General features: G+C 45.5%; 13 protein-coding genes. 4 read left to right on the top strand and 9 right to left on the bottom strand.

Annotated features, from left to right (window positions below; translation table 11 throughout):
- Positions 1-7: 7 nt before the first annotated feature.
- Genes AAAA78_RS13320 through AAAA78_RS13305 form a run of 4 tightly spaced genes read right to left on the bottom strand, consistent with a single transcriptional unit; the run spans position 8 to position 2,159 of the window.
- Positions 8-1,390, bottom strand: coding sequence for an FAD-binding oxidoreductase (locus AAAA78_RS13320; RefSeq protein ID WP_340592545.1), 1,383 nt, complete (start codon positions 1,388-1,390; stop codon positions 8-10).
- Positions 1,391-1,398: 8 nt separating this feature from the next.
- Entirely contained in the window at positions 1,399-1,608 is a 210-nt protein-coding gene (locus AAAA78_RS13315; RefSeq protein ID WP_340592544.1) for a YgaP family membrane protein, read from the bottom strand.
- A gap of 1 nt (position 1,609) precedes the next feature.
- Complete coding sequence (grxD, locus tag AAAA78_RS13310) at positions 1,610-1,915, bottom strand: Grx4 family monothiol glutaredoxin (RefSeq protein ID WP_340592543.1); 306 nt, start codon at positions 1,913-1,915, stop codon at positions 1,610-1,612.
- Between the two features lie 16 nt (positions 1,916-1,931).
- Positions 1,932-2,159: a BolA/IbaG family iron-sulfur metabolism protein gene (locus tag AAAA78_RS13305; RefSeq protein ID WP_340592542.1), complete on the bottom strand. Its 228-nt coding sequence runs from the start codon at positions 2,157-2,159 to the stop codon at positions 1,932-1,934.
- Between the two features lie 208 nt (positions 2,160-2,367).
- Between AAAA78_RS13305 and AAAA78_RS13300 the strand changes: the two genes are divergently transcribed.
- Complete coding sequence (locus AAAA78_RS13300; protein ID WP_340592541.1) at positions 2,368-4,188, top strand: LTA synthase family protein; 1,821 nt, start codon at positions 2,368-2,370, stop codon at positions 4,186-4,188.
- A 4-nt stretch (positions 4,189-4,192) separates the two neighbouring features.
- Here the strand turns inward: AAAA78_RS13300 and AAAA78_RS13295 are convergent, their stop codons facing one another.
- Positions 4,193-4,879 carry a PilZ domain-containing protein gene (locus tag AAAA78_RS13295; RefSeq protein WP_295901808.1) on the bottom strand — a complete coding sequence of 229 codons (687 nt, stop codon included), beginning with the start codon at positions 4,877-4,879 and terminating at the stop codon, positions 4,193-4,195.
- Between the two features lie 4 nt (positions 4,880-4,883).
- Positions 4,884-6,029 (bottom strand): cyclic nucleotide-binding domain-containing protein, encoded by a 1,146-nt coding sequence (locus AAAA78_RS13290; protein ID WP_340592540.1) that lies wholly within the window; start codon positions 6,027-6,029, stop codon positions 4,884-4,886.
- 134 nt (positions 6,030-6,163) lie between these two features.
- Here AAAA78_RS13290 and AAAA78_RS13285 point away from each other — a divergent pair, with 134 nt between their 5' ends.
- The gene (locus AAAA78_RS13285; protein WP_340592539.1) at positions 6,164-6,487 is read left to right on the top strand and encodes an HNH endonuclease; all 324 of its coding nucleotides are present in this window, start codon (positions 6,164-6,166) and stop codon (positions 6,485-6,487) included.
- On the opposite strand, the gene AAAA78_RS13280 is transcribed toward AAAA78_RS13285, so the two are convergent.
- The 3 genes from AAAA78_RS13280 to AAAA78_RS13270 all read right to left on the bottom strand — a co-directional run bounded on the left by AAAA78_RS13280 (position 6,488) and on the right by AAAA78_RS13270 (position 15,166).
- A complete protein-coding gene (locus AAAA78_RS13280; protein ID WP_445291984.1) occupies positions 6,488-10,210 on the bottom strand; it encodes a beta strand repeat-containing protein in 3,723 nt (1,240 codons plus the stop codon).
- An 86-nt stretch (positions 10,211-10,296) separates the two neighbouring features.
- The gene (locus AAAA78_RS13275) at positions 10,297-14,439 is read right to left on the bottom strand and encodes a tail fiber domain-containing protein (protein WP_340592538.1); all 4,143 of its coding nucleotides are present in this window, start codon (positions 14,437-14,439) and stop codon (positions 10,297-10,299) included.
- A 79-nt stretch (positions 14,440-14,518) separates the two neighbouring features.
- Positions 14,519-15,166: a hypothetical protein gene (locus AAAA78_RS13270; RefSeq protein ID WP_340592537.1), complete on the bottom strand. Its 648-nt coding sequence runs from the start codon at positions 15,164-15,166 to the stop codon at positions 14,519-14,521.
- Between the two features lie 171 nt (positions 15,167-15,337).
- Here AAAA78_RS13270 and AAAA78_RS13265 point away from each other — a divergent pair, with 171 nt between their 5' ends.
- The gene (locus tag AAAA78_RS13265; RefSeq protein ID WP_295905930.1) at positions 15,338-17,107 is read left to right on the top strand and encodes a DNA topoisomerase VI subunit B; all 1,770 of its coding nucleotides are present in this window, start codon (positions 15,338-15,340) and stop codon (positions 17,105-17,107) included.
- Positions 17,107-18,270, top strand: coding sequence for a DNA topoisomerase VI (locus tag AAAA78_RS13260; protein ID WP_295905931.1), 1,164 nt, complete (start codon positions 17,107-17,109; stop codon positions 18,268-18,270). Before AAAA78_RS13265 ends, AAAA78_RS13260 begins: the two co-directional genes overlap by 1 nt.
- The last annotated feature ends 80 nt before the right edge of the window (positions 18,271-18,350 follow it).

The following is an 18,350-nucleotide window of genomic DNA, read 5'->3' as shown; positions in this document are numbered from 1 at the left end:
CAGGCACCTAAAGGACTTTCCCGGGGTTCATGATGTTGTCGGGGTCGAAAACTTTTTTGATTCCGCGCATGATTTCGATTTCGGCGCTCGAGCGAGTGTAGTTTAAGAAAGATTTCTTCGTTAAACCCACGCCGTGTTCTGCAGAGATCGAACCTTTGTATTTTTTGACGGTATCAAAAACCATCACGTCGACCTTGCGACATTCTTGAACGAATTCTTCTTTTGTCATTCCAGCAGGTCGCAAGATATTGATATGAAGATTTCCGTCACCGATGTGACCGAACCAGACCACTTCCCAAGTTGGATACGCTTGTGCCAAAACTTTGTCTAAGTCTTCCATGAATGGAGGCACTTTAGAAATCGTCACAGCAATATCGTTTTTGTACGGAGAGTATTTCGCCAAAGATTCTGAGATGTCTTCACGGTAGCGCCAGAAAGTCGCCGCTTGCACATCGGACTGACTGATCACACCGTCAAGAACCCAACCCTCTTCCAGGCATTTTTCAAATACACCCAAAGCATGTTCTTCATCTTGTTCGTTGCGAGTTTCAACTTCCGCTAAAACATAAAAGGGAGATTGAGTTTCTAGAGGAGCAGGCAGGCCCGTATTTTCCAAAACTTTTTTTAGAGCTTTATCCGAGAACATTTCAAACGCCACCAAAGACGTTTTCGTTTTAAACTCTGCAAAGATTGTCATCACCGCATCAAGGCCACTCACGGCCATCACCAAAACTTTCATCGGTGGGGGAGCTGGAGCTAACTTAATAGTCGCTTCAACGATAAAACCCAAAGTTCCTTCAGAGCCGACAAACAAATGGCGAAGATCGTAACCTGTCGCATTTTTCACAAGGCCATTGTTAAGCTCAAGAACATCGCCAGTTCCTGTGACAACTTTAAGGCCCGCAATCCACTCACGAGTCAAACCATAACGAACAACTTTAATACCGCCCGCGTTGGTAGCGATATTCCCACCCATTTGCGAAGAACCCGTCGCCGCAAAATCCACGGGATAGAAAAGATGTTTTGAGTGAGCAAACTCTTGAAGAGCTTCCGTCACAACACCAGGCTCAATCACAACACTTTGATCAACGGGACTGAAATCTTTGATCTTGTTCATTTGATCAAAAGACACAACGACTTCGCCTTGAGTGGCGACCGCAGAACCGGAAAGACCCGTGCGGCCTCCGGAAGGGACAAGAGCGATTTTATTTTTGCGCGCCCATTTTACAAGCGCGACAACGTCTTCAGTTTTACGAGGAAAAACAATCGCCGAAGCTTTGATGTCAAAATAAGTCGTCCAGTCTTTACCCCAATACTTGAGGCTCTCTTCGTCGGTTTTGATTTGGTCTTTTTGCAAAAAACTTTCAAGCTCGATGAGGGCCGTCGACATACAACATCCTATTCTTCGTCAGGAATGGCTCGGTGGAAATCTTTCAGAGTTCTAATTCTAAAGAAAGCGTACAGGGGACACAAGCCCCAAGCCGCTGTGATAAGACCATAGATGCCAATGTACGCCCAAAAAGGACCGCCTGCGATGGCGTAAGTCGTCAGAATCACGCCAAAGATAAATCTTAAAATGCGGTCCCAAACGGCGACGTTACATCTCATATTACTTCAAGAGCTCTTGAAGCTCGCCAGACTGGTACATTTCCATCATGATATCGCTTCCGCCCACCAACTGCTTGTTGATGTAAAGTTGCGGAATTGTCGGCCAGTTGCCGTACTCTTTGATACCAGAGCGGATTTCTTCGTCTTCCAAAACATTCACGTCGTGGAATTGCACGCCAATGTCTTGCAAAATAGCACAAGCACGCGCAGAGAAACCGCACATCGGGAACTGTTGAGTTCCTTTCATGAACAAGACGATTTTGTGTTGATTGAGAATGTTATCAATTCTTTCGTGTGTAGTAGACATAGTGATCCCTTTTTAATTACTTAATCTTAGTCTTGATTGAGAGCGCATGAACCTCGCCCGTCTTTAATTCTGGACCAAAGCAGGCCATGACATGTTGATGCTGTTGAATGCGAGTCATTCCCGCAAACACGTCGCTTTCAACAAACACTTCATAGTGATCTTGGGTGCCGGTTAAATCGTAAACTTCGATTTTGGCCCCAGTGTAATGCTTCTCTAAACGTTCTTTCATTTGTTCTGGTGTCATAGGAGGGGAAAGTAGCAGAGGGAGCCCGTGAAGTCAGCCACGGCTCGTCTTGTATGACGCTAGATGTCGTTGTAGTATGGGCTCTATGTTTGGACCGACCCACCGCCTATTTAAGATCTTTTCTCTCGTTTTACTCGCTCTGCTTTTCTATTTCTTCGCAAGGTTGGAGTTTTTGCTGTGGAATTGGAGTTTATTCAAAAATAAACCCGTGCTCGATATTCTGTGGTCCTTCATTGTGGGCCTTAGATTTGATACGTCAGCGGCTTTGTCGGTCACGGCGCCGTTATTACTGATTGCTTTCATCCCATGGCCGAAAAGTTGGAACATGCATTGGTCGACTCTGACTTGGATTCTTTTCTGCCTGCTGCAAATTCCGTTTTTAATTCTCAACCTTGTCGACGTGGAGTTCATCAATTTCGTCGGCCGTCGGTTCACTTACGACAGTTTCTTCGTCGTCGGAGAAACCAAAGGCAAAGTCTGGAATTTCATTATCAGCTATTGGGGATTATTCACAATCAACACTCTGATTGTCGTCTTCTTTATTTGGGCCGTTCGTCGCCTGATGAAAGGAACGCCAGATAAATTAGTGTGGCCGGGAGAAGAAAAAGGGGGAGTCAAACTCTGGCTTTCCCATGCTTTTCTGTGTTTCGTGGCTCTCGTGATTTCCGTCATCGGAATCCGCGGAGGTTTGCAAAGCAAGCCCATCAGTTTTGTGAATGCCAACGTCTTCTCGGCACCTCTCTTGAACAATCTTGTCCTAAACACGACCTTCACATTTATCAAAAGCTACGGAGCTGAAGGCCTTAAGCAAGAAAAATATTTTGCGAATAAAGAAGACATGCTGAAACGCCTCAATGGTTCATTCACAGGAACGGCGTTAGAGGGACATCGCCCAACAACGCCGCAAAACGTGATGATCATCATTTTAGAAAGTTTCGGCGAAGAATATTTTGGCCCGGTCGACGGTAAAAAATCCCACACTCCGTTCTTAGATTCTTTGATGAAAAAATCCTTGGTGTTTGAAAACTCCTACGCCAATGGACGTCGTTCCATTGAGGGCGTAGGCGCGGTGATGGCGGGGATTCCGGCGATGATGAATGAGCCGTTCATCTCTTCGCATTTCACTTCGAATTATTTCTTGGGCCTTGGAACATTGGTGGCACCTAAAGGTTATGCAACAAGTTTCTTTCATGGGGGCCATAACGGGACGATGTACTTTGACTCCTTCATGAAAAGTGCGGGTGTCGAAAGATACTATGGTTCTCGCGAATACGGAAACTCTGCGGACGATGATGGCGTGTGGGGAATTTGGGATGAGCCGTTCCTGCAGTGGATGTTGGTGCAAATGGACTCTTTGCCACAGCCATTTTTAAATGCGGTTTTCACTTTGAGTTCACATCAACCGTACAAAGTTCCTGAAAAATACAAAGAAATGTTTCCGGAAGGACCGATTGAAATTCTGAAAACGGTTTCTTATTCGGACTATGCCTTAAAAAAATTCTTTGAAGAGGCCGAGAAAAAACCTTGGTTTAAAAATACATTGTTTGTCATCACGGCGGACCACGCTTCCATGCACTACCGTCCTGAATACACCAACGACGTCGGAAGCTATCGCATACCATTGATTTTGTTTCATCCGTCTTATGAGTTTCCGAAAACGGACACGAAGAAAATCGCACAGCAAGTGGATGTGTTGCCAACGATTTTGGATTTCTTAAATATTCCAGAAAAAGATAAAAATTATTTGGGAAGTTCTCTCTTTACGGATGGCGATAAGGTCGTTGTGAATTTTATCGACGGTCGCTATATGCTCTTTGCGAAAGATTATTTTATTCGTTGGTCTCCGGGACATACCGAACCACAAATGTATGCTATCGAAGATCGCGACGGAGATCATGAATTGATCGGCATGACGTTGACTCCGGAAAAAGCGATTCGCAAGCAAGAATTGACGGAAAAACTAAAAGCCTCTATACAGTATTTCAACGAAGGAATGTGGGATAATAAACTCTATTATCCTTCAAGGTAGATTTTTAAGCCGCTTTTTTACGGAAATAGATTTCTCTTTGCAGATCCGTCAGTGAAGCGACGATTTTTCCTTCGCTGGCATTGGCCATGTGATTAAACTCTACGCCTAAAACCAGATGCAGGTCATCTTTTTCGCGGATGTTCTTAATCATGCCTTGAACCAGGATCGGTTCGCGGTCGCCTAAAAAGACTTCGGCTTGCACAAGATCATCCAGCTTGAAATTAGCTTCTGCCATGGAAATTTCCACAGCGCACCCTTCAGTGCTCAGATCTAGCAAGCGACAGGTGTAAGCGCACACAACTTGGTTCAAATAATTGATAACGAGTTCCGCGGAATAATCCGTCGGAAGAACGTAACGGTAATTGCGACGTCTTTGCAGATGAAACAAATTGAGGACTGTTAAAGTTACGTGATTTTCACCCACCACAGGATGAGTCTCAAAAAGGTAGCGCTCAGATCCCACGTTAAAGGTGGCTGTAAATGTGTCGCCCTCTTGAGTGTTCATGCTCTCTTCTGGAGGACGGCATTTAAGCTGCATATTGGAATTAATACTTAAAGGCTTCAAAGCGATGTTACGGTCAAACTTATCGCGCAAATAAATAGTCTCTTGATTCGCCAAAACTTTTTGGAGAATCGTCTGCTTATCAGACTCCTTATTTATCGCTTTAAAGATGACCAAAGCTTCGCTCATAGTTTTATGCCGCCGCTACAATCTTATGACCACATTCGTGGCAGAATTTAGCTCCGGCTTGCAATTCAACACTGCAAGCAGGGCAGGCAGGTCCACCTGCTGTCACTTTCTTTTTAACGACTTCCTTCTCGTCCATATCGACGAAACCTTTTTCGTTCCACTTTTCAATTTCACGCAGCATCTTCCAGCTTTGGAAAATAGAGCGGAACTCTTTCACTTCAAATTGTAAAAGCACTCCAGAGCCGCCATTTTTTCTTTTCATGAAGACGCCTTTGCCTTCAAGACGGTTGAAGTGATCGTTATTTAAGTTAATACCGATTTCGTTTTTGCAGTATTCGCCGAATTTCGCGAAATCCACACTGACAATACCAAAGCGGTCCGGCTGTTCGTTCTCACAAAGTTTTAAAAGACCGTCGAGCATTTGTTGGCAAAGCTCATCGACTTTCAGAAGTTCTGAACGACCACCTTTAAAATAGTAATATTGATAGAACTCAAAAAAACTTTCTAGCAAACCCAAATCCAAGAAATGAACTTTTTGAATTTCGTCGGGTCCATCTGGATTATCAGGGGCCTTACCCATTTCATAAAGAGCAAGCTTAAGCTTCACAAGAACATTGATCACTTGCTCAACACGTTTTGGAGATTCTCCCATCACGCGTTGGGAATATTGCTTCATCATATTCCAATCTACGATCACGCGACCCGGTTGTGAGCGATCCCCTTTATGATTCGCTGTATGGAAAACAGATCCAAAAGCTTTTGCCACTTGATCTTCAGGACAAGGGGAGGAGTCTTTTTCTAGTTTGCTGGAACGAACATCATTCACCGCCAAACGCAAACGATCCGCCAAAGATTTGATGATGACTTTGAGCATTTGCGGAGCACCTTCATATTGCTGTTTCAAAGCTTCAACGGGAATTTCCAAAACTTTGGTTTCTGTTGTTGCGATAGCAGCTGTGGGGTGTGTGCCTTGGCCTAAAATAATTTGGTCACCCAAAATATGAGAAGAACCCAATTGAAAAAGGTCGATGGTTTTTTTACCGCGAATCAAACACTGGTTCGCACCACCAGATTGGATCAGATAAACCGACGTGATTTTGTCGCCATCTTTATAGATCACTTCGCCTTTTTTGAACGTTTTTACAGACATAGGCTCTAACTCCTTACAGTCGTCTCCAAGCTTTTATCGGTAAAAGAGTCCCGAATATTTACTTAAAAACCCCTTATCTTTGGTCTAGTTCCTGCCGCTTGCGGCGGAGCAGGACTTAGTTTATAACCCTCTCTATGGACTATTTCTTTTCTCCCGCATCCCCAGAACACCAAAAACGCGAAAAGGCGAAAGCCCGTGAATTGCGTATGAGTCAGTGGTGGAAGCAGGAGTTGGGAAAGGGCCTTTGTTATCATTGCGGGAATCGCTTTAAACCCGCCGATCTCACAATGGATCACTTAATTCCGATCGCTCGTGGCGGGAAGTCGAATAAAAACAACTGCGTTCCTTCTTGCAAAGACTGCAATACGAAAAAGGGTTATAAGACCCGCGCGGAGATGGCTTTAGAAGAGCTGTCGCAGAGTTCCCAATCAGACTCTGAATCCTCCTCTGAGGACTGACTACATTCCGACGGCGAGCCAGTCGATATAAAATACCAAAGAGTTGTGGGGAAGGGTTGAAGCGTTGCAAGTCGTTGCGTCGTAAGAGCCATTTAAATTGATGTAAATACGAAAGCCCGTTGCCGTCGGATTGTAAACGGAGTTTCCTCCTGTCGTGACCCAATGACCGCCACTTCCCCCGAGACTTGGGAAATATTTAAACACAGTTGTGAATCCACATGCTGCTGTGTTGACGTCGATGTAAGCACCACAAGATCCTGTGCTTGCTGCATTGATGGAATAGTAAGTCCAGGTTGTACCAGATCTTCCTGCACAGGATTTGAGCGCATTACCTGAAGTGTCTTTAACAGCACCAAATAAATTACCCGTGACTTTGGCATCGCCAGCAACTTCCAACTTTGCTGTCGGAGCCACGGTATTTATACCAACGTTTCCGTTGTGATCAATGCGCATTCTTTCTGCGCCGTTCACTGCTCCATTGGTTGTCGTTGTAAAACGCAAGGCAGAACCATGACCTGTTGACGACCAGTTTTCTGTGGCGGCACCACTGACTCCAGTGGGTTGAGTCTGAACAGAAAACGCAGTTCCGTCATAACCGGCCATCGCAAACCAAGAGAAAGTATCCAGATTGTTCAATGCCGTCGGAGCACTTGCTGTGCCTCGGGCTCCGCGAGTTTGTACAAGTCCACCGGGATTTGATGTGGCGTATGTTGTCGACGTGATCCCGCGACTTGTATTGCCGGTTGTATCGACCACTTCTAAAGTTGTGCTTGGAGATGTTGTTGCAATCCCGACGTTACCGCCGGATGTGATTGTCATTCTTGCGGCGTTGTTTGTTTCAAAGTTCAAAGCATAGGTGTCGTTGGTACCTAGAGTGGCATCAGCGGCAAAGCTATTTCCGCCGTTAGCGAAAACTCCTGAAGATGAATAGTTGGTACAACCCATGATTCCAGAAGCATCAAAAGTGACGATTTGACCTATGCTGCAGTTGAAAGTCGAAAGCGCGTTTCCGCTGCCGTTTGAAACGATCAATCTATTCGCTGTGAAGGAGGCCGCTCCTGTACCACCTTTGCTCACAGGAACGGTAGAAGGAAAGTTCGCAGGATCTGCACTGATAGTTCCTGCTGTCACAGCAATACCAGCACCAACTTGAACGGCACCTTTTGCTGATGTCGTTGCATCATTAATTGAAATCGCAGGAGTTGTCGAACCTGTCGCAACAACAATCGGAGCCGTTCCAGTGACATTAGTCACGGTTCCATTTGTTGGAGTGATCCATTGAAGACCTGATGCTTGCGCCGAGTTTGCTGATAGAACTTGTCCGTTGGTTCCGACCGGCAAACGAATATCGTTCGTACCATCATGAACAATCAAGTCACCTTTCGTGGTGCTTGGTGAAAGACCATTGAAAGCCGCCGTCGCTGTCGTCTGTCCCGTACCGCCATTTACAATCGGTAAAGTGCCCGTGACTTCGGTTGCTAAGTTTACGGCAGCACCATTACTCGCAGCGGTTAAACGACCTTGAGCATCGACAGTGATATTGGCCCGAGTATAAGATCCCGCAGTCACAGCTGTGTTTGCTAAAGAAATAGTTCCAGTTGAAGTGATGGGTCCACCACTTAATCCAGTGCCTGTTGCGATATTCGTAACGGTGCCGCCGGACGAAGTGTCCGTGTCGTTCGCACATTCCCAACGATTGTTTGCTGCAATCCATTTCAAAACTTGGCCGTCGGTACAAGCGACGTTGTTTGGTTTGTAAGTTAGATATTTTGAAGCGGCATTGTTTATGTCACCATAATCTAAAGTGACTGCACCAGTTTTTGTTGCGACTGAAGTCACGGGGAACGCGATGGCTGCATTTGAAGCTGCTGTTAAGCGGCCTTTGCTATCTACAGTGAATGTTCCAACTTGCGTAGTTGAACCATAGGAACCTGCAGTGACAGCCGTTGCTACTAATGTTGGATTTGGATAAGTTCCATTAAGGTCTCCACCCGCTGCGCCTGTTGGTGTGCGAGCATCTGTAAAACGCAGGTCATTACCAGCAGCGACAGTGTTAGCAACTGTACCTACATTCAAAGTTAGAACGGGAGTTGTGTTTCCTGTTGCTACAGACAAATAGCTATTAGCACTTGTTACGTTTGTAACAGTTCCACCAGCATTTGTATCGACATCGTTTGCACATTCCCAACGGGAGTTGGCGGCGATCCATTTAATGACTTGGCCATCAGCACATGCCACGTTGTTGGGCTTATAAGTCAAATATTTAGAGGCCGCATTGTTAATATCGCCATAATCCAAAGTCACTGCACCAGTCTTAGTTGCAACCGAAGTCACGGGAAATGCAATTGCTGAATTTGAAGCCGCAGTTAAACGTCCTTGAGCATCAACAGTGAAAGTTCCAACTTGAGTTGTGGAACCATAGGAACCCACAGTCACTGCGGTGTTAGCTAAAGAGATAGTTCCTGTAGAAGTAATAGGTCCACCACTAAGACCAGTACCAGTTGCAACGTTTGTGACAGTACCGCCTGCATTTGAATCATTAGCCGGAGCCCACTTTGTTCCGTCGTATTTTAAAACTTGGCCAGAAGTTAATCCGGTTGTATCAACATCAACACCTTTGATTTTGTTAACAGATACAGCGCCAATGGTTCCACTCACGTCACCCGCAACAGAAACATTGATCGCCTGACATTGAAAAGATCCAGAGATCGAATTCCAGTACGGAGTCTGATGTGCCGCACAGTTCGCACTTCCCACTGCGGAATTAAACGCCGCAATCGTATGATAACCACTTAAAGTCGAAGACAAATTCGTAACATCACTGATCGCAATCGCAGAGCCACCCCACTGAGTTCCGTCAAACTTTAAAAAGTGCCCTGAAATCGGGGTTGCATTAGAAACTGTGGCTCCCTGAAGCTTAGCCACTGAAGGGTTTGGATAAGTCCCGGATAAATCTCCGCCAGCAGGTCCTGTTGGAATACGAGCATTTGTAAAGCGCGCATCATCACCAGCAGCCACAGTTCCTGCCGTTGTGCCTACATTCAATGTCACGGTCGGGGTCGAAGTGTTATTGGTGACCGTGACATAACCATTTGTCGAAGTCACATTCGTCACTGTGCCACCGCTCGCTCCGGTAACCGGAGCACAAAACATCGCGGAGCCATTCCAGCTTAAAAACTCATTTGATGAACAAGTTGGAACTCCTGTTTTCAAAACGAAGTCACTCTCTGTTTTTGTGCCCAACTTCTCTGCCGACAAAGCATAAGCAGAGTAGGGCACTGAGCGGATTTCACTCGAAGGAGAAATCACTTTCCAACCACTGCCATCATGAAACTGAACCTTCAAAAGGCGAATGTCGCCAGTAGCAGCCGTGTAAGTCGCTCCACCATAACAGTCATGAGTTTTTGAGTTATTAAAAGAATCTAAAAGCGTGAACAATGGATCTGTTGGAAACAACTTCGTGCCGGATCCAATCGGCACATCAAAGACCCCTTTGGAGTTGACCATGTTCACGCCGTCACGTTGTTCACGATAGATCACGCAGTTGCCATTGGGACTTGTAATTTCAAATAAGAAACTGGTGTTATTGTATTCAAGAGGAGAGCCGTCGGCTTTAAGAATACGTCCCTGATAGGTTAAAGCATTAGGCGCTGCATGCAGTGAAAACTGCACAAAGAATGTAACCAGGAAATACATGTACGTTCGAGAGTTCAACCAGGTCATGTCTTACTTATCGGGTGTTCCCTAAGTAGCCGTTAAGGTTCGATTAAGAAAATACCTTATTTTAAGACAAAAGTAAGAAAGCAGTCTCAGTGTGAGACAAGTTTTTCCAGTCGGTCTAGACGGGCTTTGATCTCTTCATTCTCTTTTTTAATTCTTTCGTTCTCAGTCTTCACTTGGTTGTTCTCTTCTTTAATAGAAGCAATCTCACGTGATTGTCTGTCAATGGTCTCATGCAATTCTTGAGAATCACTCGTCCACTTGTGGTAGAGTTCTTTGATCGCGCCTATAAGCGGAGCAATCAAATCCGGATATGTCACAAGCTTGGTGCCACCAGGAAGGGTGTTTTCTCCATGATCAACACGCACGGCTTGAGGAAAGATTTTTTCTACATTTTGCGCAATCAAACCAAGTCTTTCGCCTTCTTGTTTGTTACGGATCGGATCTTTCCACGTGAATGTCACCGGATCAAGTTGAAGAACTTTGTCTAAGACTTGCGGAATTGTATGAATATTTTCTTTCAAGCGTCTGTCGGAAGACGTGTTGAAGGCCGAAGCAGAAATGGGTCCCCAGTTGGATGAACCGTTTCCGACTTTGGCTCCGCCGGTTCCGCCGGACCAATTTAGATACACACCTCTATCTGCGCCGGTATTCCATGCATCAAGATGGAAATTGCCTGAGCCATTAAGCTGTCCACCGATGATTGAATTAACATAGGCACTCCCATTCACATGAAGCAAGGCATTTGGAGAAGCCGTACCAATACCTAAATTGCCAGCCGAGGTCAGCGTCATTTTAGTTGTAAAGTTGACCGCGGCTCCTGCTGCACCTACAGCCGCATCATCTGTTTGAAATGAAATTCCATTCGCCAGGCCGATGCTCGCGGGTTTACCAGCGCCTCCGCCATACTTCCATCCGTTATTAAAGTAAGAGTTCCCTGAAAGCATCGGCGCATTGTAGGTTAAGTACAGAGGTCCCGCGCCCGTGGCTGCAGGGTTACCAATCTGAACAACTGTTTGATCCGCGTTTCCTGGTGAATCACCATTTATGTGAAATTTAAAGAGAGGATTTGCAATACCCAAACCCAAGTTTCCGTTGTCACGGTTCATAGCAATATAGCCCGTCTCGGCGTTGTTACTGACGACACCCATTTTGAAAACATTCAAGCCGCCGCGATCGTCATAGTAAAGGCTGCCTCCATAAGCATTGCTTGTCGTCGGATCTTGGATGAAAATTCCGGGGGAACCTTCTTCACCACCACCGCCAGCTATGTGAAGAGTCTGAACGGGGCTCGCGGCTCCGATGCCCACGTTTCCTGCGAAATAGTTCGTGTTCGTTGCATCTGATTGATAGAGGCCATATTTATTTGTCGCCTCCACAGGACCGATATAAACGCCATATCCTGTTGTGACCGTTCCTCCGCCCGTATTGGAAACGCTGAACGAACCGGCTTTGGCAGAACTGATGGTGCCTGTTGATTGATTGTAGATCGCTCCCGAAGCTCCTGTCGCGGCAGAAATAGGGCTGGCAGATTTATGATAAACATCACTAACGGAGCCCAGCGCACCGTTTATTGTTCCCGTTTGACCGGCCGCCGTTTCGATACGGTTCACAGCTCCGTATAAAGCACCGGTAAAATTATACGAAGTGCTCGGCATGATCGTGGACCACGATCCATGAAGGTTTGAAGGCATATCCGCAGTAAGAGCGGGCGCCAGTTGAAATTTTGCAGTCGTGCCAGGAGGATTTGAAGCTGCGTTGTATACGTGAAGCTGAGCCGCCGGGCTTGAGGTTCCAATTCCGACATAACCGCTAGAAGTGACGGTCATTCGTGTCGCATTGTTAGTTTCGAGATTTAAAGCGTAGTTATCGTTGGTTCCTAACGTCGCGTCCGCACCAAAAGAGTTTCCACCGTTTAAAAACACGGAACCTGTTGTGAAGGTTGAGCAAATCATCAACCCCGTGGCATCGAAAGAAATCATCTGACCGACGGCGCAGTTAAATGTGGTTACTGCAGAACCAGTTCCATTCGAAGCAAGAAGTCTATTTGCTGTAAGAGAAGTTGCTCCAGTACCACCTTTATTAACCGGCACAGCAGAAGGGAAGTTCGCTGGATCAGCACTGATAGTTCCTGATGTCACAGCGATACCCGCACCAACTTGCACAGCCCCTTTTGTTGAAGTGGTTGCATCGTTAATTGAAATTGCGGGAGTCGTTGAGCCTGTCGCCACAACAATCGGAGCTGTTCCCGTAACATTCGTTACAGTTCCGTTTGTTGGTGTGATCCACTGAAGACCCGATGCCTGCGCAGAGTTTGCTGATAATACTTGTCCATTTGTTCCGACAGGCAAACGAATATCATTCGTACCATCATGAACAATCAAATCACCTTTAGTTGTGCTTGGAGAAAGACCGTTGAATGCCGCCGTCACTGTTGTCTGTCCTGTACCACCATTCGCTACTGGCAGAGTGCCAGTGACTTCAGTTGCAAGATTCACAGCCGCACCATTGCTTGCAGCGGTCAAGCGACCTTGAGCATCGACAGTTATATTTGCGCGAGTATAAGATCCTGCCGTCACGGCCGTGTTTGCTAAAGAAATAGTTCCAGTAGAAGTAATCGGTCCACCGCTAAGACCTGTACCTGTCGCGATATTCGTAACAGTACCGCCAGCGTTGGTATCTGTATCACTTGCACACTCCCAACGAGAGTTGGCAGCGATCCACTTAATCACTTGGCCATCAGCACAAGCGACATTGTTAGGTTTGTAAGTGAGATATTTTGAAGCGGCACTGTTTATGTCACCATAATCTAAAGTGACAGCACCAATTTTAGTTGCAACAGAAGTCACAGGAAATGCGATGGCTGAATTTGAAGCCGCAGTTAAACGTCCTTGAGCATCAACGGTAAAAGTACCTACTTGTGTAGTTGAACCATAAGATCCAGAAGTCACCGCAGTGTTAGCTAAAGAAATAGTTCCTGTAGATGTGATAGGTCCGCCACTTAAACCCGTACCAGTCGCAATATTCGTAACAGTCCCACCAGCATTTGAATCCGCCGCCGGAGCCCACTTCGTGCCATCATATTTTAAAACCTGGCCAGAAGTTAATCCGGTCGTATCAACATCAACACCTTTGATTTTATTTACGGAAACAGCACCAATGGTTCCGCTCACGTCACCCGCAACAGAAACGTTGATGGACTGACATTGAAAAGAACCAGAAACCGAATTCCAATAAGGAGTCTGATGAGCCGCACAGTTAGCACTTCCCACGGCAGAATTAAACGCAGCCACCGTATGATAATTACTCAAAGAGGAATTCAAATTCGTAACATCACTCATCCCAATGGCAGCACCAATCCACTGAGTGCCATCAAACTTTAAAAAATTCCCGTTGGTAGGTGCTGCATTAGAAACCGCAACACTTTGAATTTTCGCCACGGAAGGATTCGGATAAGTTCCCGCTAAATCTCCACCAGCAGCACCCGTAGGAACACGCGCGTCACTAAAGCGCGCATCGTTACCAGCAGCCACAGTTCCTGCCGTCGTACCAACATTCAAAGTCACGACAGGAGTCGAAGTATTATTCGTAATCGTTACATAAGAGTTCGAAGACGTGACGCTCGTCACAGTACCACCACTCGCACCTGTCACAGGGGCACAAGAAAGAGCGGCTCCATTCCAAGTTAAAAATTCATTCCCGGCACAGCTTGGCACTCCCGTTTTTACGAAGAAGTCATTCTCCGTTTTTGTTCCCAGTTTTTGTGCCGAAAGAGCGTAAGCAGAATAGGGAACAGAGCGAATTTCACTTGATGGTGAAATCACCTTCCAACCACTGCCATCGTGGAACTGAACTTTCAAAAGACGGATGTCTCCGGCGGAAGCAGCATAAGTCGAACCACCGTAACAATCATGAATCTTGGAATTGTTAAAAGAATCTAAAAGTGTGACCAAAGGATCTGTTGGAAAAAGTTTTGTGCCAGATCCAATGGGGATGTCAAAGACACCACCTGAATTAAGCATGTTGATGCCGTCGCGCTGCTCGCGATAAATCACACAAGTGCCGGCAGGATTCGTGATTTCAAAAAGAAAACTAGTGTTATTGTAGGTTAACGGAGTTCCGTCAGCCTTCAAAATACGTCCCTGATAAGTCAAAGCATTAGGGGCCGCCTGAACAAAGGACGAAATGAAGAACGACAAGAATAGCACCAAGTACGTACCGGGAAAGTTCATGGTTAACTTATCGGCTCTGCAAGGATTTTTATAAATTATTGGTGGGGTTTTTCTCAGTTTGAGACGTTGAATTGGAACTCTATGCGAGCGACGCCGTGGCTATGGTCAAGATAGCCTCTGTATTTCCATCTTTTTTCAGAGGAGCCATCCATAACATTTGATTGCGGATGGCTAGACGTTCTAAGGAGTCTCTCTCTTTAATCACATGTTCTTTATTGTGAACTGCCAAAGGTTTTGAAATATCCGCCATAAAAGTTTTCAGCGTCTCTTCAAGACTTCTCTGATCCTCAGCGGTTCGCTCGTAGAGGTTGTACCATTTACGACAGTAAAGATCTTCGAGGGTGTAGCTGCAAACCTCAAAAAAGAGCAGAGTTCGAAAAATCTGCGTCTGCGAAAAACTATATGCTTCAACGAGATGATTCGGTCGAATTTGATCAAGAATAAACGAGTCTGCTTCCAGTCCCAGTCGCAGAAGTGCTTTTTCGGTAAAGTGACGAGGGTCTCTTAAAAATCCACCCTCCATTTTCACATCGAGACAGATTTGATAATAAATTTGCAAATCGCGGATCACCTGAAGCTGCTCTTCACTTGGAAGCAATGCAAAAAACGAGAGAGAGGAATTGGAATAGGGACGAATTACCAAACCTGTCTCGCCGATCAAGGCGCAAATATTCTCACTATGAACTTTGAATCTCTGTGATAAGCTCAATCCGGATGATGAATTCATAGGAAGTTTTGTAACATCAAATTTGTTTAGTTGTGAGTTGTGATTCCTCATATTCAAAATTACACCACGCAGCGTTGAGGCTTTAGTCTTGCTTTAACCCCCTGCGTTGGCGTTAACCTAACAAAGTCATTCATTAATTTTCGTTAACATCTCGTGAAGGATCAAGCGACCGTGAGTAAGATTACTAAAAGTAGTACCGCTGAATATTTTGCGAAGAACCTCCAACAAGTGGGATTCTCGTCTCCATTGAAAGCCGTTTTGACGACTTTGAAAGAGGCCGTAGACAACTCTTTGGATGCGTGTGAGCAGGCCGGTATTCTTCCAGATCTTTTGATTGAAGTTTCAAAAGTCGGAACTGGTTCAACTAAAAATACTGATTTAATTCGCATCGTTGTCGAAGATAACGGGCCGGGAATCGAAGCTGAAGATCTCGCAAAAGTATATGGTGAGTATCTTGCGTCTTCTAAATTTGGCCGTGGACAATGTTCACGCGGACAACAAGGTATCGGTATTTCTGCAGCAACAACATGGGCGCAAATGACCAATGCCCGTGGTGTGAACGTTGTTTCTAAGACTAAAAAAATGCGTAAAGCCGTGTCGGCACAAGTCGACGTGGATATCAAATCCAATACGGGTGTTCTAAAAAATAAAGAAACTTTGGATTGGGATCGTGACCACGGAACTCGCGTTGAGTTCGTTCTTGACGGACGTATTCAGCTTAACGGTGACGGTGGTATCGTGACTTATATTGAGGGCACAATCCTTGTGAACCCTCATATGACTGTCACTTATAAATTGATGGAGAACGATTTCGTCACTGTGACTCGCGTGAGCCAAGAAGTTCCGCAAATTCCAGAGGCGTCTTTGCCACATCCTCACACGTTCAAACTAGGTGAGTTCATCACTCATTCCACTTTGTTCGGTAAAACGACTTTATCTAAGTTCTTGAAGACAGGTTTCTCTCGTATTTCTGATCAATCTATTTCAGAGTTCGTGAAAAAAGGTCTTCCAAAAAGCCTTCTTGAAAAGCCTTTGACGTCACTTACTGAAGAAGACTTCAAAAAAGTTTTCCAAGCTGTGCAAAACACAGAGTTGATGGCGCCATCGACAAGATCTGTTTTGACTGTGGGGGAGGAAGCTCTTTCTAAGTCGATTATTCGTCTAGGTGAAATCGACTTCTTCGCGGTTGTGACTCGTAAACCGACTATCTGTGACTTTAAACCTGTCGTGGTGGAAGTCGCTTTGGCGCGTTTTAAAGACCGCAATCAATCTCCGGATTCTCCAGTGACTTTGCTTCGTTTTGCGAACCGTGTTCCATTGCAATTCGATAAATCCGGTTGCGCGATCACATGGGCGATTGAGTCTGTGAACTGGAAAACATATGGTTTGGGCCAGCCGAAAGACAGCTTGCCGCTAGGACCGTATATTTTCGCGGTTTCCATCGTGTCTCCATTCATTAAATTTAAAAATGCTTCGAAAGAAACGATTGATGCTTCCGAAGAGTTGGTAGCAGAAATCCGTTTGGCGTTGATCCAAGCAGGTCAAAAGCTTTCTCGTCACATCAAAAAAGAAGTGAAAGAAGCCGACCTTGAAAGAAAATTGGCGCACATCGAGCAGTTTGGTCCCATCCTTGTTGAAGGTTTGGCAAGCATCATCAAAGCTCCAGAATCTCGTAAGAAAAAAGCGGAAGAAGGTTTGAAAAAACTTTTGGGCCGTGACTCTGAAGAGGCGATGGCTGACTTGGAAGCCGCGGAATCCAAACTTCTTGCGCAAAAACAACGCGAGAAGAAAAAAGGTATTTCTCACGGAGACGACGAAGATATCGACGTGATTTCTTCTGAAGAGTTGGTTGAAGAGGCTTCTGAACCGCAAGGAACAAAGAAAACAACGACCAAAAAAGCCGTAACTACTACTAAGAAAACGACTGGGAAAAAAGCGTAATGGCAAAACTATTAAGCATTCGCGAATTAAAAATTGATATTCCTAAAGAAGCCCGCATTTTGGCTGACAAAATGTTGAAAGACCTTGAGATGTCGAAGCGCCCTGTTTTAGAGGCGGTCAAAACATCTTTGGACAACTCTTTGTACAACTCGAAAGTGGGTTACCTCACTCCGGGTGATAAAGTTGTTCGTACGGAATTGAACGTGTCTTCCGTGCAAAAACTTGCGCGTGTGGTTTTCATTCTTGAAATCCTGCTTCGTAACCTGGATGTTGGAAACGTCAATACGAAGCGTGAGCTTTACTACATCTGTAAAGGTGAAATCAAAGGCAACCCACGTTTGAAACCTTTGGATTTCGAAGACCAACCGGAATCAGATGCAATCATCGATTTTATCGGGGATATGCTTGAAGTGTATCGTGAAGAATTAAACGTTTTCGCCAATGACCGTGGTGGGCAGACTTATTCTCAACAATTGGTTGTGACTGAGACTTTGCCAGACGGTGACCGCGCGGTGATTGATCTTTCGACATTGGGAACATCTCCGTTCCAACCGAAGAACAAACCGCAAGCTTTGAAACTAAAAGCGAAAAAGAAAATCGATTTCTGCTTGATCGTGGAATCTGAAGGTACGGCGAATACGCTGGTTACAATGGGATTCACAAAACGTAACAACTGTATCGTGATGGGTGCTCAAGGGGTTCCGTCAAACGGTGTTCGTGGTTGGGCCAAATTGATCCAAGAAGAGTTGGACGTGCCAATGTACTTCTTCGGAGATCTCGATGCGTACACATTGCAAAACATCTACCGTACTTTGAAAGCCGGTTCTGCGGCCTCTTTGATCCGTAACGCTGACTTCTCTGCACCGAATGTAAAATTCTTGGGTGTGTTGCCAGAAGACGTAAAAAAATACGATCTTCCTCACTACAAAGTCAGAGAATCCGATCCAGCCGAAGCGCGCGCTTTGAAAAAAGCCAAAGATGCTTTGGAAAACGATCCGTTCTTCTTGGACAAGAAAAATAAAAACTTGGCGGACATCCTCCGCTGGTTGATCAAAGAAAAAGTACGTTGCGAGCAGCAATCTTACTTCTCTGTCGATCCAAAAGATCCAATCAAAACAGAGAAACTGATCCTGGAAAAAATCAAAAGAGGATCATACGTTTAAAACAAAAAGGGGCTGACAAAGCCCCTTTTTTAATAGGTACGGACTTACTTTTGGTAGCGCTTGCGCGTTAGACGCAAGTA

It is taken from the genome of Bdellovibrio sp. BCCA (assembly GCF_037996825.1).
In the GTDB taxonomy this organism is placed as follows: domain Bacteria; phylum Bdellovibrionota; class Bdellovibrionia; order Bdellovibrionales; family Bdellovibrionaceae; genus Bdellovibrio.
Note: the sequence above shows the minus strand (reverse complement) of the source record. Positions and strands in the feature narration are given on the sequence as shown.